The 26,001-nt window shown below is 74.2% G+C and carries 26 protein-coding genes and 1 pseudogene; 7 read left to right on the plus strand and 20 right to left on the minus strand.

Translation table 11 applies throughout. The features are described from left to right. Positions 1–159: 159 nt before the first annotated feature. A complete protein-coding gene (locus ACFXGI_RS05480; RefSeq protein WP_384703659.1) occupies positions 160–807 on the plus strand; it encodes a DUF4360 domain-containing protein in 648 nt (215 codons plus the stop codon). 48 nt (positions 808–855) lie between these two features. Beyond that, entirely contained in the window at positions 856–1,530 is a 675-nt protein-coding gene (locus tag ACFXGI_RS05485; RefSeq protein ID WP_384703662.1) for a DUF4360 domain-containing protein, read from the plus strand. Between the two features lie 98 nt (positions 1,531–1,628). Here the strand turns inward: ACFXGI_RS05485 and ACFXGI_RS05490 are convergent, their stop codons facing one another. The 3 genes from ACFXGI_RS05490 to ACFXGI_RS05500 form a co-directional block, all read right to left on the minus strand. Then, positions 1,629–3,059, minus strand: coding sequence for an Ig-like domain-containing protein (locus tag ACFXGI_RS05490; RefSeq protein WP_384703665.1), 1,431 nt, complete (start codon positions 3,057–3,059; stop codon positions 1,629–1,631). Positions 3,060–3,308: 249 nt separating this feature from the next. Further along, the gene (locus ACFXGI_RS05495) at positions 3,309–3,536 is read right to left on the minus strand and encodes a DUF6296 family protein (protein WP_384703667.1); all 228 of its coding nucleotides are present in this window, start codon (positions 3,534–3,536) and stop codon (positions 3,309–3,311) included. A gap of 136 nt (positions 3,537–3,672) precedes the next feature. Then, positions 3,673–4,338, minus strand: a complete 666-nt coding sequence (locus tag ACFXGI_RS05500; RefSeq protein WP_384703670.1) for a 1,4-alpha-glucan branching protein — start codon at positions 4,336–4,338, stop codon at positions 3,673–3,675. Positions 4,339–4,523: 185 nt separating this feature from the next. Between ACFXGI_RS05500 and ACFXGI_RS05505 the strand changes: the two genes are divergently transcribed. Both ACFXGI_RS05505 and ACFXGI_RS05510 read left to right on the plus strand, forming a co-directional pair. Beyond that, positions 4,524–4,946 carry a ribonuclease domain-containing protein gene (locus ACFXGI_RS05505; protein WP_384703673.1) on the plus strand — a complete coding sequence of 141 codons (423 nt, stop codon included), beginning with the start codon at positions 4,524–4,526 and terminating at the stop codon, positions 4,944–4,946. A gap of 114 nt (positions 4,947–5,060) precedes the next feature. Then, a complete protein-coding gene (locus tag ACFXGI_RS05510) occupies positions 5,061–6,032 on the plus strand; it encodes a hypothetical protein (RefSeq protein ID WP_384703676.1) in 972 nt (323 codons plus the stop codon). Positions 6,033–6,086: 54 nt separating this feature from the next. Here the strand turns inward: ACFXGI_RS05510 and ACFXGI_RS05515 are convergent, their stop codons facing one another. Beyond that, positions 6,087–6,707: an L-threonylcarbamoyladenylate synthase gene (locus tag ACFXGI_RS05515; protein ID WP_384703679.1), complete on the minus strand. Its 621-nt coding sequence runs from the start codon at positions 6,705–6,707 to the stop codon at positions 6,087–6,089. A gap of 9 nt (positions 6,708–6,716) precedes the next feature. Next, positions 6,717–7,433, minus strand: a complete 717-nt coding sequence (locus tag ACFXGI_RS05520) for a TetR/AcrR family transcriptional regulator C-terminal domain-containing protein (protein WP_384703682.1) — start codon at positions 7,431–7,433, stop codon at positions 6,717–6,719. A 108-nt stretch (positions 7,434–7,541) separates the two neighbouring features. Here ACFXGI_RS05520 and ACFXGI_RS05525 point away from each other — a divergent pair, with 108 nt between their 5' ends. Further along, positions 7,542–8,306, plus strand: a complete 765-nt coding sequence (locus tag ACFXGI_RS05525; RefSeq protein ID WP_384703685.1) for a DUF4386 domain-containing protein — start codon at positions 7,542–7,544, stop codon at positions 8,304–8,306. Here the strand turns inward: ACFXGI_RS05525 and ACFXGI_RS05530 are convergent. The 4 genes from ACFXGI_RS05530 to ACFXGI_RS05545 all read right to left on the minus strand — a co-directional run bounded on the left by ACFXGI_RS05530 (position 8,231) and on the right by ACFXGI_RS05545 (position 13,065). Further along, complete coding sequence (locus ACFXGI_RS05530) at positions 8,231–9,880, minus strand: FAD-dependent monooxygenase (protein WP_384703687.1); 1,650 nt, start codon at positions 9,878–9,880, stop codon at positions 8,231–8,233. The genes ACFXGI_RS05525 and ACFXGI_RS05530 overlap by 76 nt on opposite strands. 213 nt (positions 9,881–10,093) lie before the next feature. After that, a complete protein-coding gene (gene lysA, locus ACFXGI_RS05535; protein ID WP_384703690.1) occupies positions 10,094–11,431 on the minus strand; it encodes a diaminopimelate decarboxylase in 1,338 nt (445 codons plus the stop codon). A 13-nt stretch (positions 11,432–11,444) separates the two neighbouring features. Next, complete coding sequence (locus tag ACFXGI_RS05540; RefSeq protein WP_384703693.1) at positions 11,445–11,804, minus strand: SAV_915 family protein; 360 nt, start codon at positions 11,802–11,804, stop codon at positions 11,445–11,447. 214 nt (positions 11,805–12,018) lie between these two features. Next, a complete protein-coding gene (locus ACFXGI_RS05545) occupies positions 12,019–13,065 on the minus strand; it encodes a cation diffusion facilitator family transporter (protein ID WP_384703696.1) in 1,047 nt (348 codons plus the stop codon). 70 nt (positions 13,066–13,135) lie between these two features. Here ACFXGI_RS05545 and ACFXGI_RS05550 point away from each other — a divergent pair, with 70 nt between their 5' ends. Further along, on the plus strand, positions 13,136–13,492 hold the full coding sequence (locus ACFXGI_RS05550) for an ArsR/SmtB family transcription factor (protein ID WP_384703698.1): 357 nt from the start codon (positions 13,136–13,138) through the stop codon (positions 13,490–13,492). A gap of 10 nt (positions 13,493–13,502) precedes the next feature. Then, entirely contained in the window at positions 13,503–14,468 is a 966-nt protein-coding gene (locus tag ACFXGI_RS05555; protein ID WP_384703701.1) for an alpha/beta fold hydrolase, read from the plus strand. Positions 14,469–14,512: 44 nt separating this feature from the next. Here ACFXGI_RS05555 and ACFXGI_RS05560 read toward each other — a convergent pair whose 3' ends face one another. From ACFXGI_RS05560 to ACFXGI_RS05610, 11 genes and pseudogenes are all read right to left on the minus strand, one after another. After that, complete coding sequence (locus ACFXGI_RS05560) at positions 14,513–14,770, minus strand: hypothetical protein (RefSeq protein WP_384703704.1); 258 nt, start codon at positions 14,768–14,770, stop codon at positions 14,513–14,515. Continuing rightward, positions 14,767–16,689 carry a peroxidase family protein gene (locus ACFXGI_RS05565; protein ID WP_384703707.1) on the minus strand — a complete coding sequence of 641 codons (1,923 nt, stop codon included), beginning with the start codon at positions 16,687–16,689 and terminating at the stop codon, positions 14,767–14,769. The genes ACFXGI_RS05560 and ACFXGI_RS05565 overlap by 4 nt, the downstream gene beginning before the upstream one ends. Positions 16,690–16,748: 59 nt before the next feature. Then, a complete protein-coding gene (locus ACFXGI_RS05570; RefSeq protein ID WP_384703710.1) occupies positions 16,749–18,101 on the minus strand; it encodes an alpha/beta hydrolase in 1,353 nt (450 codons plus the stop codon). 95 nt (positions 18,102–18,196) lie between these two features. Beyond that, positions 18,197–19,624 carry a cytochrome P450 gene (locus tag ACFXGI_RS05575; protein ID WP_384703713.1) on the minus strand — a complete coding sequence of 476 codons (1,428 nt, stop codon included), beginning with the start codon at positions 19,622–19,624 and terminating at the stop codon, positions 18,197–18,199. Further along, entirely contained in the window at positions 19,621–21,027 is a 1,407-nt protein-coding gene (locus tag ACFXGI_RS05580; protein WP_384703716.1) for an FAD-binding oxidoreductase, read from the minus strand. The genes ACFXGI_RS05575 and ACFXGI_RS05580 overlap by 4 nt, the downstream gene beginning before the upstream one ends. 59 nt (positions 21,028–21,086) lie before the next feature. Further along, entirely contained in the window at positions 21,087–22,694 is a 1,608-nt protein-coding gene (mdlC, locus tag ACFXGI_RS05585; protein ID WP_384703719.1) for a benzoylformate decarboxylase, read from the minus strand. Between the two features lie 331 nt (positions 22,695–23,025). After that, a complete protein-coding gene (locus ACFXGI_RS05590; protein WP_384703722.1) occupies positions 23,026–23,421 on the minus strand; it encodes a VOC family protein in 396 nt (131 codons plus the stop codon). Positions 23,422–23,519: 98 nt separating this feature from the next. Further along, positions 23,520–23,762, minus strand: a complete 243-nt coding sequence (locus tag ACFXGI_RS05595; protein WP_384704094.1) for a hypothetical protein — start codon at positions 23,760–23,762, stop codon at positions 23,520–23,522. Further along, the gene (locus ACFXGI_RS05600) at positions 23,729–24,130 is read right to left on the minus strand and encodes a WD40 repeat domain-containing protein (RefSeq protein WP_384703725.1); all 402 of its coding nucleotides are present in this window, start codon (positions 24,128–24,130) and stop codon (positions 23,729–23,731) included. The genes ACFXGI_RS05595 and ACFXGI_RS05600 overlap by 34 nt, the downstream gene beginning before the upstream one ends. A gap of 88 nt (positions 24,131–24,218) precedes the next feature. Next, a pseudogene (locus tag ACFXGI_RS05605) lies at positions 24,219–24,977 on the minus strand (hypothetical protein); the annotation flags it as partial. A 548-nt stretch (positions 24,978–25,525) separates the two neighbouring features. After that, positions 25,526–25,999, minus strand: coding sequence for a MarR family winged helix-turn-helix transcriptional regulator (locus ACFXGI_RS05610; protein ID WP_384703728.1), 474 nt, complete (start codon positions 25,997–25,999; stop codon positions 25,526–25,528). Between the last annotated feature and the right edge of the window lie 2 nt (positions 26,000–26,001).

Raw genomic sequence — 26,001 nt, forward strand, 5'->3', positions numbered from 1 at the left:
GGGTTGGCCGTTTCGCGTCCTTCCCACCGCGGATCCCCTGTGGTGACATGTGCATGCCCAAATTCGAAACCGATTCCGGTTCCGATTCCGGTTCCGTCCCGGCTCCCGGTTCCCGGTGCTTCCGGATCGATGACCGGACCGATGAATGGAGAAACGAAGATGTTGCTCCGCAGACTCACCGTCGGCGCGGCGGTCGCGGCGTTATGCGCCCTGGCCGTTCCCGCACAGGCCGACACGCCGTCCACACCGCCCGGCAGAATCACCGTCGACGTGGTCGGTGTCAACGGTTCGGGATGCCCGCAGGGGACCGCGGGGGTCACCACCGCCTCCGACAACACCTCGTTCAGCGTCACGTACAGCAACTACCTGGCCCAGGCGGGCGCCGGCTCGGGCGGCACCGAGTTCCGCAAGAACTGCCAGCTCGCCCTCCAGATCCACGTACCGCAGGGGTTCACGTACGCCATCGCCCGCGCCGACTACCGCGGCTTCGCGCACCTCCAGCGCGGGGCCTACGGGCAGCAGCGCGCGAACTACTACTTCCAGGGCATGCCGCAGACGGCCCGCACGAACCACCAGTTCGGCGGACCGTACTCCGACAACTGGCAGGCGAGCGACCAGACCGACTACCAGGACCTGGTCTTCGCGCCCTGTGGCGAGGAGCGCAACCTGAACGTCAACAGCGAACTGCGGGTCTACGCGGGGACCTCGAACCCGCAGGCCCTGAGCTTCATGAGCATGGACTCGACGGACGGCAGCGTGAGCACGGTCTACCACTTCGAGTGGAAGGAATGCCCGGCGACGGCCTGACGCGGCGTGAGCGCAGGAAACACCGATCGATGATCAGGAGTGACAACGATGTCTCATTCCCTGTCTCGTACCCTGCTCACCGGTGGCGCGGCGGCCGTGCTGATCGCCACGGCGGCGACCTCCGCCGGGGCGGCCGGCCACACCCCGCAGATCACCGCTCCGCCCGACAAGATCGTGATCGAACTCGCCACCGTGAACGGATCCGGCTGCCGCGAGGGAACCGCCGAGGTGGCGGTCGCACCCGACAACACCGCCTTCACCATCACCTACAGTGACTATCTCGCACAGGTGGGGCTCGGCGCGCCGCCCACGGCATTCCGCAAGAACTGCCAGCTCAATCTCCGCGTCCACGTCCCCTCGGGATTCACCTATGCGATCGTCCAGGCGGATTACCGCGGATTCGCATTCCTCCAGCCCGGTGCGTGGGGTCAGGAGCGGGCCAACTACTACTTCCAGGGAATGCCCCAGACGACCCAGCGCACGCATCAGTTCAACGGGCCGCACAACGACAACTGGCAGGCGAGCGACAAGACCGAATACGCCGATCTGGTCTGGGCCCCGTGCGGGGAGAAACGCAACTTCAACATCAATACGGAACTGCGGGTGAATGCGGGCACGTCCAATCCGCAGACCGCGACGAGCTTCATGGCCATGGACTCCACGGACGCGAGCGTGAGCACGCTCTACCACCTCGCCTGGCAGGTCTGCCCCGGGCCGAAGTAGCCCCCGCCCCCGCCGCCTGACGCCCAGCGCCGTACCCGGCGGATCCGCCGGGTACGGCGCTCGGCCGCGGCGCGCCGCGCCGCTCAGGTCAGGTCAGGTCAGGTCAGCGGGCGCAGCCGGGACGCGGTGTGCTGGGACACCGCCGGGAGGGCGGCGGCCGGGACGGCGGCGTCGGCGCCGAGGGCGCTGCCCGCCTGCCAGGCCCGCCAGTCCAGGTTCCAGTCGCCGAAGCCGTTCTCGAACGGAGCCATCGGCTCGCCCTCGCTGTTGAGCACCTGCACGATGTCCCCCTCCCGTACGGTCTCGAAGAACCAGGCGGCCTCCGCCGTGCTCATGCCCGTACAGCCGTGGCTCACGTTCTCCTCGCCCTGCGAGGCGACCGACCAGGGAGCGGCGTGCACGTACTCGCCGCTCCAGGTCACCCTCGTCGCGTAGAACACCGGCAGGTCGTAGAACTCGCTCGTACCGCGCTTGATGCCGACGGAGTCCCCGCGCATCCGGACCTGGTACTCCTTGCCCAGCACGACCTTGATGCCGCTGCGGGTCCGGAACCCCGCCTTGCCGGTGGTCACCGGGATCGTCCGGATGGCCTTGCCGTTGCGCCGTACGGTCATCTCGTGCGCCTCGGCGTCGGTGACCGCCTCGATCCGGTCCCCGACGGTGAACTCGGTGGAGCCGGAGGGGCCGCCGTAGCCGTGGTCGCCGACCTCGACCCCGTCGAGACCGCTCGTCACGTGCACCTCGGCGTGCGCCGGCCAGTACGTCCGCGGCCGGTAGTGCAGCGTCGACTCGTCCACCCAGTGCCAGCCGCCCTCGACGGCCGGCTCCGAGGTGACCTGGAGCGCCCGCTCCACCCGGGCCCGGGCGGTCCGGTCGGCGGCGGGAACCGGCCGGCTCAGGGCGGCCGTCACGATCTGCCCCGCACCGTACGTGCCGGGCCGCGGCCCGAACTCCACGGTGAGCCGGCCCTCGTCCGGGGGAGGCGAGGTCCGGAAGGCCAGGGTGACGCCCACCGGGGTCCCCGCCGCGTCCTGGGCGCCCACCTGCACGGTGTAGAGCTCGCCGGCCCGCAGCGGCTCGGTGTTGGTCCAGTGGCGGCTCCTGGGGGCGAGTTCGCCGCCCACGTAGCGCCCGTGCCCGTCGTGGACGGTGACATCGGTGAGCCGGCCCGCCTCGGCCAGCGCGATCTCGAGCGGACCGCCGGAGTTGGTGGGCAGGACGACCGTACGGGCCGCCCCGGCGGCCTCACGCGACGCGGGCCCCCGCAGGACCGACCCGGCTCCCCGGGAGGTGGCCCGTACCCGCTGCTGCCGCCATCCGGTGCACAGGCCGTCCCGGAAGGCCTCCAGCGCGCACCGGGCGGCGATGCCGCCGTCGCCCACGTCCAGGGCCCGGCCCACGAGGAGTGTCACCGCGGCGTCGGGGCCGCCGGCGGGCCGGCCCGCGGCGTCCTGCCCGGGCGCCCGGCCCGGGGCCGCCGCCACGACGAGGGCGGCGCCGGTGACGGCGGCCACCACGCTCCACGTCATGCTCCCCGGCGCCCCCAGGGCCCGTCGTACCCGTCGTTCCTTTTGTGCCCGGTGCGTCGATGACATCGCCACGCAGCCTTCCCAGCTCGCCCACGGCCCGTTGGGAGCATCAAAACGATTGCGCGGCTAAATGATGATCATGCGCTCGGGCGGTGCGACCGAACGGGCACGCAAGAGAACTCGGACGGAGCAACGCAGGCGGCCGGGCGGGCACTTGCGGGGGCCGCCCGGCGCGTGTTCGGGGCGCGTTCAGGACAAGGGCCGGACCCGGACCACGCGGGCCGGGTTCTGGCCGCCGCCCGAGGCGAGGATGCGGACCTCTTCCTGGTCGCTGATCTCCGCACGGACGATGCCGGTCGCGTCCGCGTAGACCGGGTGGCCGCCCGGCCCGGCCTGGCCGGTCGCCGTCACCACGACGACGTCCTCGCTCTCGTCCGGGTCCTCGGAAAACACCAGCTCGTAGCGCTCGGAACTCATCCGCGCCCTCCTCTGCCGGGCGAAAGGGGCCTTTCCCACCTCCCATGATGCGCGCAGCGGTCGGTGCGCGCCGCCCGCGCGCCGAGGCCGGGCCCGGGCGCGGCCCGGGCCCGGCCCGGTGCGGCCCGGGCGGGGCCTACGCGCGGACGACGGCGTACGGGCCGCGCACCGAGGTGGCGTCCGGCAGCGTCCACTCCGCCGTGACGTGCCCCAGCGGCTGCTCGGCGGTGTCCTCCCCGGCTGGTGCGGGCCGCAGGATCCGCCGGACGCAGAGGTTCTGCTTCCCGGCCGGGGTCTGCACGAGCACGTCGGTCGTCTCCGGTCCGGCGGACACGCCGAGGATCGTGACCGGGCCCGGCTCGCCGGTCCCCGCGTACCAGCCCGTGACGGACGGGTCGGGCGTATTGCTCTCGCGCTGCGCCTGCGGCTCCGCGTCGCCGCGCACGAGCGCGTACAACCGCTCGACCAGGACGGGGTCGTGGGCCCCGTCGTAGATCCACCGGCGCCCCAGCACACCGTGCTCGGAGGTGCCGATGAGGGCGTGTTCCGCCCCGTCCAGCGGCGCGCCGCGGTACGTGAGGGGCACGTGGTACGTGACCGGCCGGTCTCCCGCATCGTCGCGGATCGCCATGAACTCGATCCCCACCTCGCCCTGCGGGTCGTCGAGCCGGAAGCCTCCGGCCCTGTCCGGCTGCGGGGCACGCCCCGAGCCGGGGTCCTGGTACCAGGGCTGGGCGGGAAGCCAGGAAGCGAGCAGCTCCAGCTTGCCCGGGGTCATCGTGGTCCGGTGGACGACGGCCATGGTGCGGCACCTCTCTCGGTCGACTGACGATCATCTTGCCACCGCCGTCTCGCCGCCCCGGGATGCGTCCGGCTTACGAGCCGCCGACATCCGTGCCAAGTGCCGTCCACGGCGGGTGAACAGGCATGGAACGCAAGGCAGTTGGCGTTGACGGTGGCTGCTCTACGCGCGTCATCATGGGCCGCATGAGAATCCCCCCACGCTTCGTGACCCTCGTCGGCGCCGCAGCGGTCGCCGGCGCACTCCTCACCGGACCGGCCGCCTCGGCGGCTCCCGTTCCCACCTCGGCCCCCGTCTCCGCCGTGGCCGCCGCGGCGGCCGCGGTCGGACACGTCTGCTACTCGGCGCTGCCGTCGCAGGCGCACGACACCCTCGATCTCATCGACCGGGGCGGCCCGTTCCCCTATTCCCAGGACGGCGTCGTCTTCCAGAACCGCGAGCGGCTGCTGCCGACCCACGGCAGCGGCTACTACCACGAGTACACCGTCATCACCCCGGGCTCGCCGACGCGCGGAGCGCGCCGGATCATCACCGGACAGCAGTGGGAGGAGGACTACTACACCTCCGACCACTACGCCTCGTTCCGCAAGGTCGACTTCGGCTGCTGATCCGTCCGTCCGCACACCGTCCGGCGGCTCCAGGCCCGTGCGAGGCCGCGGGCCGGGGGTTCCGCCCGGACGGATGGGACGGTACAACTTCCCCTGGGATCAAGGGGGATGCGGATGGATGAAAGGCGCAGGGGCGGGACCGGCGCGATCGGAGCCTGGTTGTTCGGCGCCGCGGGTCCCGTCGAGCCGCGGACGCCGGCCGAGGCCCTCGGCCTCGCCGAGGAAGCCCCCGGCCTCCAGCGTCTGAGGGAGGCGGAGCCGCTGCAGCTGGACCGGGTCGAGCGCCTCCACGCGGCCGCGCAGCGCGCCTTCGAGCGGCGTACGGGTGAGGCCGTGTGCCGCGCCCTGGAGGCCGCCGTACGCGCCGGCATCCGCGAGACCTCGGCAGGCCCCGCCGGGCGCCCGCCCGGAGCGGGAACCGGAACAGGAGCAGCGGCAGGAACCGGAACCGGCCGCCTCCGGGCCGAGGCCGACGGAGCCGCCCAGCGGCTCGCGGCCGACGCGGCGCTCGCCGGCGGGCGCGGACTCAACACGGGCCTCGCCTTCGGCATCGTCCTCAGCCCCGTGGTGCTCGTACTGGCCCTGCTCGCCGGCCGGTTCCTGCCGCCGCTGTTCCACGCGGCCATCGGCTGCCCCGAAGAGCTGATCCTGATGGACTCCCTGGTCTGCTTCGCGGGCGGGGCGATGGGCGCGGTCTTCAGTGTGATCATCCGGCTGCGCGACGCCTACCAGCTGATCCGGCCGGCTCCCGGCCGCTCGGAGCCCGCCGACATCCCCGCGGATCCGGTGCAGCTCGCCCGGATGATGCGTCAGGAGGGCTGGTACCGCGTGGTGGTCGGCTGGTTCCTGGCCAGCTCGCTCTTCCTGCTCATCAACGGCGGCATCCTCACCCTGCTCACCCCGCCGGCCGCCCCCGAGGACATGTGCGGGCCGGTCCCGCTCTCCGCGGCCGGCCACCAGGCCCTGATCAAGGCCTGGTTCTTCTGGGGCAGCGTCGGCTTCCTCGCCGGCCTGAACGAGCGCTGGGCGTACGGTCTGGTGCGCCGCGGGGGCGAGCCCCGGCCGGCCGATCCACCCGCCGCGTGACCCGGATCCGGATGCGGGTCCGGTCCTGCGGCAGGCGGGTGGCGCCGGGCTCCGTCACTCGAACCGCGTGGCGTCGCCCGCCCCGCGCCGGACGATCTCGGCCTCGCCGCCGGAGAAGTCGATGACGGTGGTCGGCTCGGTCCCGCACTCGCCCGAGTCGACCACGATGTCCACCAGGTAGTCGAGCCGCTCCTTGATCTCCCAGCCCTGCGTCAGCGGCTCCGGCTCGTCGGGCAGGAGCAGGGTGCTCGACAGCAGCGGCTCGCCCAGCTCGGCGAGCAGGGCCTGCGTCACCGCGTGGTCGGGGATGCGCACGCCGACCGTCTTCTTCTTGGGGTGCAGCAGCTGGCGCGGCACTTCCTTCGTGGCGGGGAGGATGAAGGTGTAACTGCCGGGCGTGGATGCCTTGATCGCGCGGAACACGTCGTTGTCGATCTGCACGAGCTGGCCCAGCTGGGCGAAGTCCTGGCACACCAGGGTGAAGTGGTGGCGGTCGTCGAGGTTGCGGATGGACCGGATCCGGGCGAGGCCGTCACGGTTGCCGAGCTGGCAGCCCAGCGCGTAGCAGGAGTCCGTCGGGTACGCGACGAGCGCGCCGGAGCGGATGCTGTCAGCGACACTGCCGATGGTGCGCTGCTGGGGGTTCTCGGGGTGCACGTCGAAGTACTTGGCCATTGGCCGAGCCTACGCGATCAGGCCATCCCCGGCTCGCCGGGCGCCTGACGACCAGCCCTGCCGCCTGAGGCGCTCGAAGCCGTCCAGGAGCAGGTCCAGCGCGAACTCGAACTCGAACCGGTCGTCACAGCCGCCGCCCACGACGGAGTCCCCGTCGTGGGCCGCGGCCATCGCCAGCTCCGCGACGTGGGGGTAGGCCGCGGCGGCCTCCGCGGGCATCGCCGGAGGCCTCGCGGGATCCGGGTCCGGGGCGGCGTCGAACACCTCCTGGGTGAAGCCGAGGACGCGGCCGCCCAGCGCGTGCATCGCGTGGTGGGTGAGGTCGACGGAGAGGCCCCCGGCGCGGAGCATGCCGATCACCGAGTCCAGGTACGCGAGCACCGCCGGGGTCGGCCCGCTGCGCGAGCGGATCACCTGGGCCGCCCAGGGGTGCCCGAGCAGGGCCGCGCGCGCCGACAGGATCCGCCGGCGGACCGCGCCCTGCCAGTCGGATCCGCGGGCCGGGGGATCGATCTCGCTCACGACGGCCTCCACCATGCCGTCCAGGAGCTGCTCCTTGTTGGCGACGTGCTTGTAGAGCGCCATCGGCACGACGCCCAGCTCCTGGGCGAGCCGTCGCATGCTCAGCGCCTCGATCCCGGTGCCGTCGGCCAGCTCGACGGCGGCGCGCAGCACCCGGTCCCTGCTCAGCGGCGCCCGGGGCGCCGCCTCCGGTCGGGGGGTCATCTCGATCGGCTCCCTCGTCGTGGTTTCCCGGCTTGACGAGTGTACGGCGTACACCTACCGTGTGTCTCAGGTGTACGCCGTACACCTCTCAAGAGGGAGTGGTTCCGCATGGGTTCGACCCGAAAGACCGCGGTCGTCACAGGTGTGTTGTTCCTCGTCACCGAGGTCGCCGCGATCGGCGGGCTCGTGCTGTACGGCCCCGTGCTGCACGACACCGGCTACGTCCTCGGCCCCGGCGCCGACACCCGGGTGTTCCTCGGGGCACTGTGCGAGCTCGTCCTCGCACTGGCCGTCATCGGCACCGGGGTCGCCCTGTACCCGGTGGTCAAGAGGCAGAACGAGGGCGCCGCGCTCGGCTACGTCTGCGGGCGGCTGCTGGAAGCCGCCGTCATCGTCGTGGGCATCATCAGCGTGCTGTCGGTGGTGACGCTGCGCCGGGAATCCGCGGGAGCGCCGGGCGGCGACGCCGCCTCGCTCGTCACGGCCGCCGACGCCCTCGTGGCGATCCACGACCGGACCTTCCTCCTCGGGCCCAACTTCGTCCTCGGCGCGAACACCCTCGTGCTGGCCTGCCTGATGTACCGCTCACGGCTCGTACCGCGGCCCCTCGCTGCGCTGGGGCTCATTGGCGGCGCGCTGATCTGCGCCTCGGCGACCGCCGTCCTGTTCGGCCTGTACGAGCAGGTCTCGGACGCCGGAACGCTCGCAGCGCTCCCGGTGTTCGCCTGGGAGGTGGGCCTGGCGATCCGGCTGCTCGCCAAGGGGTTCACGGGAGCCGAGGGGTCGGGCGAGCCCGCTCAGCTCGCGAACACCTGCGAGAAGTGGGCGGCCAGCCCCGAGACCGTCGGCGGGCACAGCCTGGCGCCGAGGTAGCCGTCCGGCCGGACCACGAAGGCCGCCGGTTCCCGCACCCCGTACATCCGGGCGAACTCGCCCCGGCCGTCCCGGTACACGGGCAGCCCCGCCCCCCGGTCGGCCGCCGCCCCGGGCTCGGCCTCGGCAAGGATCGCGCACACCCCGACCCGGCCCGTCGCGAAGCCCCGTACCGCGGAGGTGAGCTCGGCGAGGCCGTCCAGCGCCGGGCCGGGCCCGTACAGCAGCAGCATGTGCTCGCGGCCGCGCAGCAGGTCGTACAGCCGCATCGGATAGGCAGCGATGTGCCCGGAGAGCCCGCCGCAGTCCGGCGCCCGGTCCCCGGGCCGCGGCCCGGGCCCGTCGGAGTCCTCCGGCCCCGCCGCCCGTACGAGGGGGCTGCCGCGGTAGCCGACCAGCAGCTGGGCCTGGCGCATCATCAGCGTGTCCGCGTCCTCCGGATCGGCCTGGACACCCTCGGCGGCCTGTCGGACCGTACGGCCCACGACCTCCTCGCCCACCGGCCGGCGCTCGGCGTCGTAGCTCGCGAGCAGCCCTGGAGACCCGGCGCCCCGCACGGCCAGCGCCAGCTTCCAGGCGAGGTTCCAGGCGTCCTGGATCCCGGTGTTCATGCCCTGCGCCCCGGTCGGCGGGTGGATGTGCGCCGCGTCCCCGGCCACGAAGACGCGCCCCTCCCCGTACCGGTCCACCAGCCGGTGGCTGATCCGGAACACCGACGACCAGCGCATGGCCGACGCCGTCGTGGGCTGCGGGGACAGCCGGTCCAGCACCGCCTGGACGTGCCCGAGTTCGGGGGCCCGGCCGCCCTCCAGGCCGTGCAGCACGGCGTCACCGCCCGGCGGGGGAGCGGCGGAGAGCTCGGGCGGCACCATCATCGACACCCGGTAGCGGCGGTCGCCCGGCAACGGGATGCACACCAGTACGTCGTCGACGGCGCCCCGGGCGTCGTGGTGCATCGCCCGCACCCCGTACGCGTACGGCAGGTCCCAGTCGACCTCCACGTCGGCGAGCATGTACTCCTCGGGGAAGGCGCCTCCCCCGAAGGCCAGGCCGAGCCCCTTGCGTACGATGCTGTGCGCCCCGTCGCAGCCCACCAGGAACCGGGTGCGGACTTCCTCCTCCCCGGCGGGAGTCGTGAGCCGGCTGGTCACCCCCTCGGCGTCCTGGACGAAGGACACCAGCTCGGTGCCCCGCTCGATGCGCGTCCCGAACCCCTCCAGGAACTCCTCGATGATCCGCTCGGTCTCGTACTGCGGCAGCGCGGCGAAGCGGTACGGCACCTCGGGCGGCAGCACCAGGTCCAGCCGGGGCTGCTCCACGCCGTTCACGTACGTCAGCTGCCCGCGCATCGGGACGGCCGCCTCCAGCGCGGCCCGGACGAAGCCCATGCGGTCCCAGATCTCCAGGGTCCGCGGCTGGATCCCCACCGCCTTGGCGTACGGCAGCCGCGCCGGGAGCCGGTCGACGATCCGGCAGGAGATCCCGCGCCGCCGCAGCTCGGCGGCGGCCGTCAGACCGACCGGGCCGGCGCCCGCCACCAGGACGTCCGCGGCCGCTCCATCGCTGTGCACCATCGGCGCCTCCCGGGCGGGCTCCCCGTGGATACGGACCTCCCCCCATGGTGGCCCGGACGCCCGCTCCCGGCGATCGGGCCGGTGACGGCGCCGCCAGGGGGCGGCCGCGAAGCCGGGCCGTGCGCCCGGAGGGCAGGCGGGACTTCGCGGCCACCCCCCCCAGAGCCGGGGGCACCGGCCGGCCGGCGGGCCGGTCGGTACCCCCGGCGGACCTCAGTCGCCGATGTCCCGGCGGCGGAAGTCGTCCAGGGTCTCGCGGCGTACGAGGAGCCGGGCCGCGCCGTGGTCCACGGCGACGACCGGGGGACGGCCGACCATGTTGTAGCCGGAGGCCATGGACAGCTGGTAGGCGCCCGCCACCGGCACGGCCAGGAGGTCTCCGGGGTGGACGTCGCCGGGGAGTTCGACGTCGGCGGCGAGGACGTCCCCCGCCTCGCAGTGCCGGCCGACGACCGTGGCCGTACAGGACCCGGCGGCGGAACGGCGGCCGATCAGGCGGGGCGCGTACCGCACCCCGTACAGCGCAGGCCGCGGGTTGTCGCTCATTCCGCCGTCCACGGCCACGAACACCAGGTCCCCGGTGCGCTTCACCGCGAGCACCCGGTACAGGGCCACGCCCGCCGGACCGGCGATCGCCCGGCCCGGCTCGATGGCGAGCCGGGGCACGGGCAGTCCTGCCCCGGCGCAGCTCTCCACGAGCTCGGCGCGCAGCCGGCCGGCCAGGGCCGTGAGGTCGAGCGCGGGTACACCCGGGCAGTACGCGATGCCGTGGCCGCCGCCCATGTCGAGCTCGGGGAGGGTGACGCCGTGCGCGTCGCGGATACGGGCCATCAGGCCGACCACGCGGCGCACCGCCGTCAGGTACGGCTTCACGTCGGTGATCTGGGAGCCGATGTGGCAGTGCAGCCCCACGAGTTCGAGCTGAGGCTGGCCGAGCAGGCGGGTGACGGCGTGCTGTGCGGAGCCGTCCGTGAGGGACAGCCCGAACTTCTGGCCGTCGGTGCCGGTACGGATCTTCTCGTGGCCGCCGGCCGAGATGCCGGGGACGACGCGGACCAGGACCTTCTGGTGCCCTCCCGGGCCGACGGCCGCGGCGAGGCGGGCGATCTCGGACGGGCTGTCGATGACGATCCGGCCCACGCCGAGCCGCAGGGCGGTCTCGATGTCGCGGGGCGACTTGGCGTTCCCGTGCAGGAGGATCCGCTCCGGCGGGAATCCGGCGGTGACGGCGAGTTCGAGTTCGCCCGCCGAGCAGACGTCGAGTCCGAGGCCCTCCTCGGCGACCCAGTGGACCATGGCGCGGGAGAGGAAGGCCTTGGCGGCGTAGAGCACTTCGGCGTCCGGGAAGGTGTCGCGGTAGGTGCGGCAGCGCGCTCGCACCTCGCCCTCGTCCAGTACGTACGCCGGGGTGTCGAAGCGGTCGGCGATCTCGGTCAGCGGGACCCCGCCGACGGCGAGGCCCCCGTGCGGCAGCCGGGTCGTCGAGGCGGGCCAGACGGACAGCTCGTCCGCGGAGTCCGCGGCGATCTCGGACAGGGTGACGGTGGTCATGGGACTCCTCCCCTCAGGCGGCCTGGGCCGGGAGCCGGCCCGGTCGGTGCGGAGCCGCCGCGGCGGCAGGAGAGGCCGGAGCGGCCGCCGGAGCCGACAGCGTCGGGTCGACGGTGAGCAGATCCGCGCCGAGCGGCGCGCACAGCTCCCGCAGCACGGACTCCGACAGCCGGATGCAGTCCTGGTCCTCACCGAGGGTGGCTGCCAGCAGGTCCGTGCGCGTGAAGCCGACGGCCGTACGGGCGCCCAGCGGAGTGCGGAACAGGCGGATCACCGCCTCCGCTCCCCTTCCCGGCCGGACGGGCACGTACAGGAGTCCGGCCGGGACCCGTTCCTCGGGCTCGGGATCGTCTTCGTACCGGAACAGACACATGGGGCCCTCCCTGAGGAACCGCAAGAGGCGACTGGTGGCGCCCCGAGTGCGGGGAGGCAGTGCGGGGCGCGACTCCGAAGCTATCCCCGTGCGCGGGCTCCTCGCGCCGGTCCCTGACGCCACCTTGACGGGAAACGGCCCACTCCATACACGCCGCTGACGCGCTCCCGGCTCCGGCGTCAAGGGCCCGTCAGGATTCCGCCTCCGGCCGCCGTCAGCCCGTCCGGCCGACGTGGTGGGCCAGGGCGGCGTGCGGGTCCTCGTGGCCGGCGGTGTGGTCGATGTGCACGGTGGCCGCGGTCAGCCGGGGGGCGGCGTGGATCAGGGCGTGTTCGGCCTCGACGGCCAGGGCGTGCGCCTGCACCACCGTGAGGTGCGCATCGACGACGATGTCCGCTTCGGCCCGCAGCGCGTGCCCGATCCACCGCATGCGGACCTGTCCGGTGGCCCGTACACCGGGCACGCCGAGCAGCGCGCCGTGCGCGGTGTCGACCAGGGCCGGATCGACCGAGTCCATGAGCCGTCGGCAGACCTCGCGCGCGGCGTCGCGCACCACCACGAGGATGGCCGCGGTGATGAGCAGGCCGACGATCGGGTCGGCGCTCTTCCAGCCGATCGCGGCGCCGCCCGCGCCCAGCAGGACGGCGAGGGAGGTGAACCCGTCCGTACGGGCGTGCAGTCCGTCGGCGACGAGCGCCGCGGAGCCGATCCGGCGGCCGGTGCGGATCCGCTGCCGGGCCACCCACTCGTTGCCGAGGAAGCCGACCACAGCGGCGCCCGCGACCGCCCAGAGCTGGCCGATCTCGCGGGGGTGCAGGAGCCGGTCCACGGCCTGGTACGCGGCGAGGGCGCAGGAGGCCGCGATGGTCAGCACGACCACGATGCCGGCCAGGTCCTCGGCACGGCCGTAGCCGTATGTGTAGCGGCGGTCGGCCGCGCGCCGCCCGAGGACGAACGCGATGCCGAGGGGGACGGCGGTCAGCGCGTCGGCGGCGTTGTGGACGGTGTCGCCGAGCAGGGCCACCGACCCGGAGAGGGCGACGACGCCGGCCTGGATCGCCGTGGTGAGGCCCAGGACGCCCAGGGACAGCCACAGCGTGCGCATGCCCTGCCGGGAGGTCTCCATTGCCGGGTCGACCTTGGCCGACGGCTCGTGGCTGTGCGGGGTGAAGGCGTGCGCCACACGGCCGAGCCGGTGCGGAAGCCGGCGTCGCAGCCGGGCCCGGAGCGGCCCGTCGTGGTGCTCGTGGTGGTGGCTCACAGCGTGCTCGCTTTCGACGAGGACGACGGGGGACGGTGGACGCGCGCGTCCACCCGCCTATTATGTGCGTATGAGCGCACGCATGCACCTATCACCTGCGCAGGGTTCGCACCCGCAAGAACCCGGCCCGCAGGCCTTCGACGCCGCGGCCGCGATCCTGGGCCTGCTGGCCGACCGCACCCGCCTCGCTCTCCTGCACACCCTGGCCTCGGCAGAAGCCGATGTCGCCACCCTGGTCGCGGCGGTGGGGGCCGCCCGGCCGGCCGTCAGCCAGCACCTCGCCCGGCTGCGGATGTCGGGGCTGGTGACCACCCGCAAGGAGGGCCGCCGCGTGGTCTACGCCCTGACCGACGACCACCTGCGGCGCCTCGTCGCCGAGGCGCTCGCCGCGGCCGGGCCCGATCGCCCCGGTCACGGCAGGGTGTGACACTGGGCGGGTGTCCGGAGGAGGCCGGTTCCTGGCCGGTGCGGTCACCGTCGTGGCGACTCTCGCGCTCGCCGCGGGCGGCGGTCCGGCCGCGACCAGGGCCACGCCTACGCCGGCGGCCTCTCCTGCGGCGACCGTGTCCCCGGGCGGCGCCTCCGGGGATCCCTCCCGCCCGGTGCCCATCGGCGGCGGCCGCCGCCTATGGCTGGAGTGCCGGGGAACCGGGTCCCCGACCGTCGTGCTCGTCTCCGGGACGGGCGGGGCCGGGGACGAGTGGACCCATGTCGTGGACCCCGCCGCCCCCGCGGCCGGCCTGGAACCCAGTGCGGCGGCGGTGCTTCCGACGGTCGCCTCATTCACGCGGGTCTGCGCCTACGACCGCCCCGGGACCACCCGGGCCGACGGAAAGCCGACCTCCTCGACCCCGGTGTCCCAGCCCACCACCGCGCAGGCGGGGGTGCGGGACCTGCGGGCGGTGCTGTCCGCCGCCGGCGAGCACGGGCCGTTCGTGCTGGTCGGCGCATCCTGGGGGGCGATGATCGCCGAACTCTTCGCACGCACCGACTTCCCCCGGGTGTCCGGCCTCGTCACCGTCGACGGCGCGTCACCGTACCTGCGCGACACCCTGACACCGGCCCAGTGGTCGGACTGGATGCACAAGATCGAGGCGATGGACCGGGGCAAGGGCCTCGAAGTGCCCGACTACGAGGCCTCCGTGGCCGAGATCCGCGGCGCGCCCCCGATGCCGCACCCGCTGCCCGCCGCCGTGCTGACCTCCGACAGACCGTGGGACCTCGCGGTCGGAAACAGCGGATCGACCTGGCCGGCCTGGCTCGCCGCCCAGGACGACCTCGCCCGCGCGCTCCACGCCCGGCACATCACCGACACCGACAGCGGCCACGGCATCGCGGTCGAGCGGCCGCGGCTGGTCGCGGACGCGGTGCGCGAGGTGGTGGACGGGGCGCGGAAGCGGTGAGGGGCACGAGGGCCCGGTCCGCGGGCGGAGCCGGGCCCCGGCCGTCAGCGCGGGCGTACGGCCGCGTCCAGCTGCTCCGCGGAGCGGGCCAGACCGTCCGCCGCCGTCGCGCAGCGGTCGGCCAGGGCCTCGACCCGCCACCGGAAGGCCTCGGCCTGCGGCCCCTTCCAGTCCAGCGCCGCGGCCCCCGCCCGCAGCCGTTCCGCCTGCCGCAGCAGCGCCGCGGAGTGCGCCCGCAGTCCCTCCGCGGGCTCGTACCGCCGCGCCCGCTGCCCCGCACGCGGCGCGGGAACGCCCGTCACAGCGCCCGCCAGGGGGCGAAGGCATTGGTCACACCGTCGAGAGCCGGGGCCAGTTCGGGGTGGTGGCGCAGCAGGACCGAGACCATGCCGCCCCGGTCCACCCACTCCAGACCCTCCGCCGTGTACACCTCCGGCCGGTAGTCGGTGGTGAAGAAGCGGTCGCTCTTCAGCCGCCTGCTCGCCATCAGGATGAAGATCCGGAACAGCGAGTCGCTGAAGCCGAACCCGGCCGGCCGCGGCTCGGCGAGATTGCCGACCAGCGTGTCCACCCGGTCGAGGCGCCCGTCGTACAGCTCCCTCAGCAGCGGAGTGTCACCCGGATGACCGCCGGTCAGCTCCTCGAAGGAGGTGACCGGGCGCTTGCGCAGCATCTGCCGGTACGCGTTGTAGCGGGGGACCCCGCGCTCGCGGTCGCGCAGGACGTCGACCGTGCCCAGGTCGATGTGCTCGCCGGTGAGCCGGGCCAGATTGCGCAGCGCGCCGGGGTGGTTGTGCAGCACGAGGGCCCCGGGGTGGGCCGTGCCGAAACTGTAGAAGAGGTCGCTCATGCCGTACGCGTCGACCGCCGTACGGGTGGTCGCGCCCTGCATGTCCTCGAAGCCGATCCGCGCGCGCACGGCGCCCCCGCGGTGCTCCCGTACGGCCAGCTCGTCGGGGATCAGCGGGTGCAGCCGGTACGCGGAGACGAACTCCTCCGTCATCGAGAACGGCGCCGCGTGGTGGTCCGTCGGGGAGCCGAGGATCCCGCTGAGCATCTCGCCCTTGCCGACGCGCCCGTACGTCCGGCTGACCCAGCGCGGCAGCACCCCGTACCAGTTGGCGTCCATCGCGCGGCGCAGCACCGGGGTGTCGAGGATGCCCGGCGTCCACTCCACCGTGTGGATCTTCGCCATCAGCGCGGTGTTGACCAGCCGCGCGGTGTGGAAGAGCCGCTCGTCGTCCCAGGTCGGGTAGTGGGCGCGCAGGTAGTCGCAGATCGCGTTGTGCTCCTTGGCGAAGAGCGTGTGCAGCAGCGACAGACCGGCCCAGTAGTCGCTGTTCATGCCCGTCCAGTCCAGGCAGGACTGCCCGGGCCGCGGGTCGGAGGGAAGCCGCCCGTCCTCGATGATCAGCCGCCCGTGCTCGCCCGTGCGCAGCGCCCGGCAGCGGGCCTCGTCGGAGCCGTAGATCTGCGAGCCGTCCCACCAGTGCGTGACGGTGTTCTCGTACGTGGGCGGCACGTCCGCCGAGGTGTGCGCGACCGGGTCGGGGCGGGTGCGGTTCACGCGCATCGGGCAGCTGCCGCCCTGCTCGGCCCAGTCGTCGTCCCCGGCGAGCGGTACGGTGAACGGCTCGGCCTCCTCGTTGTCGCCGTGGTTGGCCCAGCCGTGGTTCTCGAACTGGATCCAGGCGGCGGCCAGCAGGTTGAGGGTGGGCGCGGGCACGAACCCCTTGCGGGCCAGCAGCTGCCTGCTGATCTCGCGCGGGCTCGGCGACATCAGCTCCTCGTCGGAGTCCGGGAAGACCAGGTGCAGCGGGGCGTTGCGGTCGAGCCGGGTGCCGACCCGGCCCATGTCCTCGTCGTACGGGTCGTAGCCCGAGCCGTCGTACGAGCGGAAGGGCGCGAGCGCGGGGGTGGGACGCCGGCGGCGCTCGCCGCCCGCGCCGTACGTGTCGTACAGGTTCTTGCGGCGCAGGTCGTCGCGGAGCACCCGGAGGTTCAGCAGCCCGAGGGGAAGCGGCAGTTCGTGCCATTCGCGCGTGCGGTTGACACGGGCGAAGGCGGCCGAGCCGAGGCGTTCGAGGAGCCCGGGCGGGCCGTACGCGGGGTCCTGGGCGGGGGCCTGGGCGGGGTGGTCGGCCTGCGCGGGGACGGCCGGGGCCGCCGGGCTCCCCGGGTGCGGGGCGGCGCTCGGCTCGGTGGAGGCGGTGTCGGTCATGGCGTTCCTCAGCGGTCGGGCGGAACAGGGGGAAGGGGCGGGAGAGCGGCGGTCCGCGGTCAGCGGTCGTACAGACGGAAGAAGCGGGCGGCGGTCACCCGGCCCCGGAAGGGCGCGAGGGCGGCGTCGACGCGTGCGCTCGCCTCGGGAACCTCGTGTTCGAGGTTGTGCGCGTACCGCTCCGCCGCGTGGCACAGCGGGAAGGCGTGCGTGTCGTCGGTCCAGGTGAACTCGGTGAACTGCTCGGGCAGCGCGTACGCGGAGACCGAGGAGCGGCCCTCCAGGCTGGGCACCACGTCGTGCTCGTTGACCAGCGAGTACACCCGGGTCCGCGGATCGGCCGGGCGTTTGCCGTCGATGGGGGAGCCGATCGCGACGACGTGCGTGACCTGGTGGATCCCGCAGAAGTCCCGGTCGGCGGCCAGGTTCATGGCGGTGATCCCGCCCAGGCTGTGGCCCACCAGGGCCAGTTCGGAGCCCGAGGGGATCAGCCGGCGCAGCGCCTTGGAGACGGCCCTGGAGTACGGGGTGGCCGGTCGCGCGACGGCGTGCACGGCGCCCAGCAGGTCCTGGGGGCTCTTGTCGCTGACTCCGGACATGCCGGCGAGGTGGACCACGTACCGCTGGACTCCGTCGGGCCCCACGACCTGCTGGACCAGCAGCGTTCCGTCGGTGCCCACGGCGCCGATGTTGCGGACGTACCCGGCGATGGTGCCGGAGGTGTCGAGGCGTTCGGCGAGCGCGGGGGACGGGACGAGCGGTTCGGCCCGGCCCGGTCCGCGGTCGAGGAAGGCCCAGACCCGGGCGCTGACGCCGAGGATCGGCTCGGCGCCGGTCAGGGTGCGGCCGGTGGCGATCTCCCAGCCCGCCCCGTCGTTGAGCGGGTTCTCGTCGGTGAGGGCGTTCCAGGCCAGGATGTCGGCGAACGCGGGGGCCAGCAGGGCGAAGGTCCGCTCGGCGCCCTGGGCGGCGAGGATCGAGCGGAAGACGCGGACCGCCTCCCGCTGCCGGTCCTCCCGGACGGCCCGCAGCACGCGTGCGGTGTCCGGGTCGGCGAGCAGTTCGGGGTGGGTCACGGCGGCTGCCCGGATGCGCGCCTTCAGGCCCGTCACCGCCAGGCTGACCGCGAGGCTCTCCCGGCTGGTGAACACCCCGGCGAGCCGGCCGATCCCGGCCAGGCCGCGGCCGCGCGGGGCCCAGCCCAGCCCCTTGGGGTCGGTGATCGTCCGCAGCAGGGTGCGCCAGGCGGCGCCGCCGCCGGCGCGCGCGAGCCGGGTGCCGAGGGCCAGTTCGGAGGCGTACCGGGAGGCGTCCCCCACGGCTTCGGCGGCCTCCGCGAGGACGCGGCACAGGTGGTGCAGGGAGCCGATCTCCGGTTCGTTCCCGGCGACGGCGGTGGTGGCATCGGTCATGCAGGTGCCCTCCGGGGCGTGGTGGGGTTACGGGTGGCGAGCCGGACGTGCGGCGCGGGCCCGGCGGCCGGCCGGCCCCGCGCCACCGCACGTGCTCAGCGCGGGGCGAGGGCGAGCCGGATGCCGGCCGAGGCGAGGAGGCCGGGCAGCGGACGGCACGGGTCCACCGCGGGCCTGCCGCCGACGACCCGGTGGCCCCGCAGCACCGACGCGGTCAGCAACGAGGCCGTCAGCACGCCCAGGTGCTCACCCGGGCAGCGCCCGCCGCCGTGGCTGAACGGCGCCATCCGGATGTCCTGCGCCGCCCCGGGCCGCAGCCACCGGGCGGGAACGAACTGGTGGGCCGCCGGAACGTGTTGGGGATCCCGCTGATGGAACAGGGCGGGTACCAGCACCGCCGTCCCCGCCGGGTAGTGCACCCCGCGCCACTCGGTCTCGGCCCGGGTGACCCGTACGAGGTCCGGCACGATCGGGAACAGCCGCAGGGTCTCCTCCACGCAGGCCCGCAGCCGGGGCAGTTCCGCGCCCCCGCCCTCCACCTCGGCCCGCAGCGCCTCCTGCTCGGCCGGATGCGCGGCGAGCAGCAGCAGGGTGCGGGCGACGGTCGGGCCGACGGTGTCGAGGGCGAGCAGCCAGTGATGGGCCTGGCCCACCGCGTCCAGCGCGGCGGCGTCCGGTCCCGCGGCGGCCGGATGACTGCGGGCCAGCGCGGCCAGGGTGTACGGCTCGGCCCGGGCGGCGTACTCCTCGACGCGAGCGGCGGCCTTGCGGTAGAGCGCCTCGGCGGCCGCGGCCCGGCCCTTGCGCATCCGCATCCAGTTGGCCTCCTCGCGGATCACGAGCAGCCACCGGGCGAGCTCCTCGTCGTCCGCGGCCGCGTCGCCGAGGACCATCCGGCGTCCGACCCGGGCCACCGTGCGCCGCAGCAGCGGGAAGTCCAGCTCGGAGCCCTGGACCAGGGCGGGTGCCTCCTGGGCGACGACGGCCCGGAACTCCTCGCACGAGGGGTGGACGGGCCGGTCGGCGGCCAGCACCTCGTCGTTGACGCGGCGGCGCTCCTCGCGGGTGTCGCCGTGGGAGCAGATGACGCCCGTGGGCTCCAGCAGCGACAGCCCCTTGTACTTGTCGGGCGCGTCCATGGCGAGGGTGCGCACGGGCAGTTCGTAGAACCGCCGTACGTCCGCCTGGTCGAGCAGGACCAGCAGCGGCCCGGACAGGCCGCGCACCTCCACCGGCGCTCCGCCGTGCCGGGCGCGCATGGCCCGCAGGGTCGCGGCCGACCAGCCCTGCTGGCCGAGGGCCGCGTACGCCGCCACCACCCGGGGCCGCACGTGGAAGGCCCCGCGGACGAACGCGGGCAGCGTGTGGGTGGCGGCGAAGCGGACGGTCTCGGCGCGCCCGGCCCGGGCGGGCCGCGGTACGGGGAGAGAGGTGGAGTCCGTGTCCGCGGTCCGGTCCGGAATCCCGGCGGTCCCGGCGGTGCTTTCGTCGGCGGCCCCGGAGCGGGCCGTGGCCTCGGTCATGCCTCCACGACCTTGCCGGGGTTGAGCAGGTTCTTCGGGTCGAAGAGGCGCTTGAGCCCGCGCTGGAGCTCCAGGCTCACCGGGTCGAGCTCGCGGGTCAGCCACTCGCGCTTGAGAGTGCCGATGCCGTGCTCGCCGGTGCTGGTGCCGCCGAGGGCCAGGCCCGCGGCCATGATGTCGTCGTACGCGGTCCGGGCGCGGCGGAACTCGTCCGCGTCCGATTCGTCGAAGACGACGGTGGGGTGCAGGTTGCCGTCCCCCGCGTGGCCGAGTGTGAAGATCCGCAGCCGGTTCCGCAGGGCGATCTCCTCGATCGTGCCCATGAACTTGGCCAGTTCGGAGCGCGGTACGGCCACGTCCTCGATGAAGGCGGTCGGCCGGCCGCCGAGGGTCGCGGCGAACGCGCCCAGGGCCGGGGTGACCAGCCGGCGCGCCTCGATGACCTGCCGGGACTCCTCGGAGCCGGAGGCGGTCACCACGTTCCGGGACCCTGCCTCCTTGCACAGGAGGGCCATCGACGCGAGGTCGCGGGCGGGCTCGGCCGTGTCGCTCTCGATGATGAGCGTGGCCGCGGCCCCCGGGGTCATCATCGGGTGCCCGTGGTCGGCGACAGCCTGGGAGGTGGCCCGGTCGAGGAGTTCGAGTGCGGACGGGACGTGGCCGGCCGCGGTGATCGCGGCGACGGCGTCCCCGGCCGCCGTCAGGGTCGGGAACTGCGCGAGCATGGCCAGCGCGGGCGGCCGTACGGGGCGCAGTCCGAGCGTGGCGCCGACGATGACGGCCAGGGTGCCCTCGGAGCCGACGAGCAGCCGGGTCAGGTCGTACCCGGCGACCCCCTTCGCCGTGTCCCGGCCGGTGCGCATCCGGCGGCCGTCGGCGAGGACGAGGTCCAGGCCGCGGACGTAGTCGGCGGTGACCCCGTACTTGACGCAGCAGATGCCGCCCGCGCCGGTCGCGATGTTCCCGCCGATGGTGCAGTGCTCCCAGGAGGCGGGGTCGGGCGGGTAGGAGAGGCCGTGCTCGGCGACGGCGTCGTTCAGCCGCTTGGTGACCACGCCGGGCTCGCAGCGCACGAGCCGGTTGGCGGGGTCGATCTCCAGGATGCGGTCCATCCGGGCGGTGCTCAGGACGACGCAGCCGTCGATCGCGTTCGCGGCGCCGGCGAGGCCGGTGCGGGCACCCTGCGGGACGACGGGGACGCCGAGTTCGTACGTGGTGCGCATGATGTGCCGGACCTGCTCGGCGGTGCGCGGGAAGGCGACGACGGCCGGGGTGCCGGCCTCGGAGAACGGCGCGGCGTCCCGGGCGTGCGCGGCGAGGGTCTCCGGGTCGGTGTGCAGGACGTCGGCGTGGTCGGTGAGGAGGGTGCGCAGGCGCGACAGGAGAGGGGTTTCGGGGGACATGAGGGCCTTCTGACGGTGGTGGGGGGAGGCTGGTGTCCGGGCGGCGCGGCGGCCGGGCTTCAGAGGGAGGGGAGCTCGGTGGTCACGGGCACGTCGATGAGCACCGGCCCGTCCTGCTGGGCCGCCGCGTCCCGTACGAGCTTGGTGAGTTCGCCCGCGCCCTGGGCCCGGTGGGTGCGCACCCCGTAGCCGTCGGCGACGGCCGTGACGTCGATACCGGGGATGTCGAGGCCGGGGGCGCCCTGGGCGTGCTCGAGCTGTGCGAACCAGTGGAGGATCGCGTACTTCGCGTTGCTGAGGACGACGAATGTCACCGGGACCTTGTACGCGGCCGCGGTCCACAGGGCCTGTACGGCGTAGTGGATGGAGCCGTCGCCGATCACGCAGACCACGGGCCGGTGGGGCGCGCCGAGCTGCGCGCCGACGGCCGCGGCGGCTCCGAAGCCGAGTCCGCCGCCCGCGGAGAACAGGTAGGAGTCAGGGGTGCGGATGCGGGTGGCCTCGTGGAACTGCGGCACGTTGGAGGGCGATTCGTTGACCCAGAGGGTGTTCTCCGGGGCGCCCTGCGCGATGGCCGTCAGGGCGGCGAGCGGAGTGAGGGTCCCGTCGGCCGCCTCGGGGAAGCGCACCTGCTCGTGCGGTGCGGGTACGGGCGCGCCGGCGGCCGGGAGCCGCTCCGCGAGGGCCCGTACGGCCAGGGCCAGGTCCGCGACGACCGCGTCCCCGACGGGGGCCCGGGCGGCCTCCTCGGCGTCCCGGGTCAGGAGCACGAGCTCGGTGCCCTCGGGCAGGTGGGCACCGGGGATGTAGGGGTAGTAGCGGAACACGGGCGCGCCGACCACGACGACCAGGTCGTGTCCCTCGAGCTGCCGGCCGAGCGGCCCGATCGCCGGGGCCAGATCCCCGCGGAACTGCGGGTGGCTGCGCGGGAAGGACACGCGGGCGGAGACGGGCGCGGCCCAGACGGGCAGTCCGGTGCGCTCGGCGAGTGCGAGGACGGCGTCCCAGGCACCGGAGGCGTCGACGTCGTCGCCGACGACGAGGACGGCGGAGCGGGCGCGGGAGATCCGGTCGGCGAGCGCCGCGACCGTGGCGGCGTCGGGCGCGGCGGCGTGCGTGATCCGGCGGGCGGCCGCCTCCTGGCCGGCCCGGTCCTCCTGCTCGGTGAGCTCCACGTCGAAGTCGTCCATCGGGAGGGAGAGGAACACCGGCCCGTGCGGCGGGGTTTCGGCGATCTGCACGGCGCGGGCCAGCGCCGCCGGGACGTCGGCGGGACGAGGAGGCTCGTATGCCCACTTGACGGCGGGCTGGGGGAGCAGTGTGGCCTGCGGGTTGGAGAGCAGGGCCTCCATGGTGAGCATGGCGCGTACCTGCTGGCCCGCGGTGACGACCATCGGGGTGCGGTTCGCGCGGGCGTTCAGGATGGCGCCCATCGCGTTGCCCGTGCCGGGCCCGGTGTGCAGGTTGACCAGGGAAGTGGTTCTGGAGGCGAGGGCGAAACCGTCGGCCATGCCGACGACGACGGCCTCCTGGAGGCCGAGCACGTACCGGAAGTCCTCGGGGAACCGCTTGAGCATCGGCAGTTCGGTCGAGCCGGGGTTGCCGAAGACCGTGGTTACACCACGTGCTCGTAGAACGTCCAGGATTGATTCGCGAACCGTGCGCATTCGATGTCCTTCCGCGCAGCCGGGAGCACTGTCGGTGATTAATCCAGCACACTGAGTTGATCTTTACAAAAGGCCTCCACGGCATATTCATCTCTGCTATGCGGGCACTGCGTACCCGCTCCCGTACCGGCCACGCGGCCGGGCGGGGTTGACGCGGTGTCCAGGGGGTGCGCCCGATGTCCCCCCGATGGGTGGACGGGCTCGGCGCCCGCGCGCCGGGAGCTGCCGCGCCCGGGCGGGTTCCCGTTCGTCGTGGCGACGTCGATCACGGATGGTGAACAACCCGAACGGCGTACCGGACGTGCGGGTCCGGCCGGAAGGAGCTCGGGGTTCAGTCGGTTCCGGCGCGGAAGCGCAACGGGTGGTCGGCCGGGACCTCAACGATGGCGATGCGGACCCCGTCCGGATCGGCGATCCACATCTCGATCAGCCCCCAGGGCTCCCGCAGGGGCGGCCGCAGCACCTCGGCACCCCGGGCCAGCACCTCCTCGTACGCCGCCTGCGCGTCGGCGACTTGGAGCCACAGCCGCAGCCCGGGAGCGGGCGGGCCTTCGGCGCGTCCCGAGACCTCGAGGAAGCCGCCGCCCAGGAAGTAGACCGTGCCGCGGTCCGGCCCGGTGCCGAACTCCCGGTGCACGGCGAGCCCCAGGGTGCCGCCGTAGAAGGCGCGCGAGCGCTCCGGGTCGGCGGGGGTGAGAAGGACGCGGCTGCCGAGTACGTGCACCATGGCCCCGAGCCTAGGGGGTGTCTCGCCGATCAGGCCGGGCTCGCGGCGGCCGACCTGATCGACAAGACACCCCCTGGGGGCCGGGGCTGGGGCGCGCGTCAGCCGCAGCCCGGCACGTACGGGGTGCCCGGGACGTGACGCTGCCACAGCTCCCGGTCGTGCGGCCCGGCGGTGGCCGCGCACGGCCGCGGCAGCAGCCGCGCCGGGTCGGTCTCCCACAGACGGACGGCGTCGTCCCGGCCGGCCGTGACGAGGGTGTGGCCGTCCGGCGCGAAGGCCACGTCCCCGACCGGCAGCGTGTGCCCGGTCAGCGGCCCGCCCAGCGCGCGGCCACGTCCCACAGCCGGACCGTGGTGTCGGCCCCTCCGCCGACCGGCGTGCGGCCGTCCGGGCTGAACGCGAGCGCGCCCACCAGGTTCTGGTGGCCGGTCAGCGAGCCGGCGAGGGTGATGCCCCGGGCCGGGTCGGCGGTGTTCCACAACCGGACGACCCCGTCGGCGCTGCCGGTTGCCGGCAGCCGGTCGTCCTGGCTGAACGCGAGGCTCATCAGCACTCCCCGGTCGCTCACCTGCGCCCCGGACAGCGCTTGCGGCCGGGCGGGGTCGGTGACGTCCCGGACCAGGACGTTGCGGTCGATGGCGTTGTGCCCGTTCCCGCCCACCGCGCCCGCCAGGAAACGGCCGTCCGGGCTGAATACGATCCCGTGCACGCCCGCCTGCTGCCCGAACCAGCCGAGCGGTACGCCCCGGGCCACAGGCCGGGCCGGGTCGCGGACGTCCCAGAGGGGCGTCCCGCAGCTCGGGATGCGCGGCGCGGGCGGCGGTGAAGCCGGCGCGCAGGCCGTGGATGACGAGGGCGGCGGCCGGCTCCCCGTCCACCTTCGCCGCGAGCCGTGCCGGCACCCCGACGAACGCCCGCCGCTCCTCCGCGTCCGTACAGACGGTGAAGAGATCCTCCAGCTGGTCCACGAGGAGCGCGACCCGCGCGGGCGCGCCGCGCAGTGCCGTGAGCACGAGGGCCTGCGCGGCCTCCGGGCCCGCCGCCGGGGCCTGGCGCACCTGATCGCGGGCGGTGTCGCCGAGTTCCCCGGCCAGGGCGGCGGCCGGCGCGTCCGCGAGGGCCGACAGGGGCCGCGCGGCGGAGTGAGGGCGGCGCGCGGCCAGTACGCGGAGCCCGCCGCCGGCGATGCCGGGCAGGAGCCCCGCCCGCAGCAGCGAGGACTTGCCCGCCCCCGAGGGCGCCACCGCCATCAGCGGGCCGCCCGACTCCAGCCGCTGGGCCGGCAGTTGGAGCAGATCGGCGGTGACGTCCTCGCGCCCGCGGAACCACTCGTGCTCCTGCGGGGCGAACGGACGCAGGCCCGGATACGGGCAGCGGCACCCGGCGCCGCCGCCCTCGGGAGCGCCGCCCGACAGGGTCCGGCGCAGCGTCCGTACGCCGTCCTCGATGTACAGGTGCATGTCGCGCCCCGAGAGGTAGGCGCGGGCGTCGCCGCTCACCTCGGCGTGCACAGAGGGGCTTTCGGGCTCCTGCGGACCGGCGGCCGGCTCGGCCATCGTTCGTGGACGGTGAGGTCGCGGCCGGCCGGATGGGCCCTGCCCTGGCCAAAGACGTCGGCGCTCACGGTGGCAACGCCACCGGCCCCCTCCGGCTGCGCCGCCGCCGTGGCGGGGCCGCTCGTCGATCAGGTTCCGTACCGGCCCGGCCAGTTCCGGGTGACGGCGCAGCAGCTCGCGGAAGCGCTCCTGCCAGTCGGCCGCCAGGGCCCGTTCCGCCTCGGCGTCGCCGAGCCGCCGCGCTTCGGTCAATGCGGCCCTCGGGGCCACCAGCCGGGTGTCGAGCTCCGAGTCCTGCGCGTCGTACGATTCGCGGCGCGGCCGGGCGCTGGCTCCCGGCGCGTGCGGACGCGTCTCCACAGGGCGATCACGCCCTCCCGTGCCTGCCCTCGGGCATCCGTCGCCATCGCCCCCGGCAAGGACGCGGCCGCGGCGGTCACGATTTCCTCCATGGTGAACCACCCCTCCCTCGCGGACGAGGGCAGGAGGCTCGCCACCCTCCCGGAAGCGTTTCGCCCGCTTTCGCCGGGCGCCGGGTCAGAGGCTGGTCATGCCTGCGGCACCGCGGCGTCGAGGGCCGCGGTGAGGCGGTGCAGGCGGATCTGGAGGTCCCGGATCTCGGCGAGCTCGAAGCCCGTCGCGGCCGCGATCCGGCGCGGCACCTCCACCGCGCGGGCGCGCAGCTCCGTACCGGCCTCGGTGAGGCCGACGTGGACCGAGCGCTCGTCCTCGGTGCTGCGCTCCCGGTGGACCAGCCCGGCCACCTCCAGGCGCTTGATCAGCGGCGACAGCGTGCCCGAGTCGAGGCGGAGGTGGGTTCCGATCTCCTTGACGGGTGTGGTGCCGTGCTCCCACAGCACCAGCATCACCAGGTACTGGGGGTAGGTCAGGCCGAGGTCCTTGAGGACCACGCGGTAGAGGCCGTTGAAGGCCCTGCTCGCCGAGTTCAGCGCGAAGCAGATCTGGCCGTCCAGACGGAGGAAGTCCTCCTCGCGGAGGGTGGGGGCGGGCTGCTCGCTCATGG

Source organism: Streptomyces sp. NPDC059355 (assembly GCF_042752335.1).
Lineage (GTDB): Bacteria > Actinomycetota > Actinomycetes > Streptomycetales > Streptomycetaceae > Streptomyces.

Coding starts and splice junctions, on each gene's coding strand:
- ACFXGI_RS05480 (WP_384703659.1), top strand. CDS start 160: ATGTTGCTCCGCAGACTCACCGTCGGCGCGGCGGTCGCGGCGTTATGC.
- ACFXGI_RS05485 (WP_384703662.1), top strand. CDS start 856: ATGTCTCATTCCCTGTCTCGTACCCTGCTCACCGGTGGCGCGGCGGCC.
- ACFXGI_RS05490 (WP_384703665.1), bottom strand. CDS start 3,059: ATGACGTGGAGCGTGGTGGCCGCCGTCACCGGCGCCGCCCTCGTCGTG.
- ACFXGI_RS05495 (WP_384703667.1), bottom strand. CDS start 3,536: ATGAGTTCCGAGCGCTACGAGCTGGTGTTTTCCGAGGACCCGGACGAG.
- ACFXGI_RS05500 (WP_384703670.1), bottom strand. CDS start 4,338: ATGGCCGTCGTCCACCGGACCACGATGACCCCGGGCAAGCTGGAGCTG.
- ACFXGI_RS05505 (WP_384703673.1), top strand. CDS start 4,524: ATGAGAATCCCCCCACGCTTCGTGACCCTCGTCGGCGCCGCAGCGGTC.
- ACFXGI_RS05510 (WP_384703676.1), top strand. CDS start 5,061: ATGGATGAAAGGCGCAGGGGCGGGACCGGCGCGATCGGAGCCTGGTTG.
- ACFXGI_RS05515 (WP_384703679.1), bottom strand. CDS start 6,707: ATGGCCAAGTACTTCGACGTGCACCCCGAGAACCCCCAGCAGCGCACC.
- ACFXGI_RS05520 (WP_384703682.1), bottom strand. CDS start 7,433: ATGACCCCCCGACCGGAGGCGGCGCCCCGGGCGCCGCTGAGCAGGGAC.
- ACFXGI_RS05525 (WP_384703685.1), top strand. CDS start 7,542: ATGGGTTCGACCCGAAAGACCGCGGTCGTCACAGGTGTGTTGTTCCTC.
- ACFXGI_RS05530 (WP_384703687.1), bottom strand. CDS start 9,880: ATGGTGCACAGCGATGGAGCGGCCGCGGACGTCCTGGTGGCGGGCGCC.
- lysA (WP_384703690.1), bottom strand. CDS start 11,431: ATGACCACCGTCACCCTGTCCGAGATCGCCGCGGACTCCGCGGACGAG.
- ACFXGI_RS05540 (WP_384703693.1), bottom strand. CDS start 11,804: ATGTGTCTGTTCCGGTACGAAGACGATCCCGAGCCCGAGGAACGGGTC.
- ACFXGI_RS05550 (WP_384703698.1), top strand. CDS start 13,136: ATGAGCGCACGCATGCACCTATCACCTGCGCAGGGTTCGCACCCGCAA.
- ACFXGI_RS05565 (WP_384703707.1), bottom strand. CDS start 16,689: ATGACCGACACCGCCTCCACCGAGCCGAGCGCCGCCCCGCACCCGGGG.
- ACFXGI_RS05570 (WP_384703710.1), bottom strand. CDS start 18,101: ATGACCGATGCCACCACCGCCGTCGCCGGGAACGAACCGGAGATCGGC.
- ACFXGI_RS05575 (WP_384703713.1), bottom strand. CDS start 19,624: ATGACCGAGGCCACGGCCCGCTCCGGGGCCGCCGACGAAAGCACCGCC.
- ACFXGI_RS05580 (WP_384703716.1), bottom strand. CDS start 21,027: ATGTCCCCCGAAACCCCTCTCCTGTCGCGCCTGCGCACCCTCCTCACC.
- mdlC (WP_384703719.1), bottom strand. CDS start 22,694: ATGCGCACGGTTCGCGAATCAATCCTGGACGTTCTACGAGCACGTGGT.
- ACFXGI_RS05590 (WP_384703722.1), bottom strand. CDS start 23,421: ATGGTGCACGTACTCGGCAGCCGCGTCCTTCTCACCCCCGCCGACCCG.
- ACFXGI_RS05610 (WP_384703728.1), bottom strand. CDS start 25,999: ATGAGCGAGCAGCCCGCCCCCACCCTCCGCGAGGAGGACTTCCTCCGT.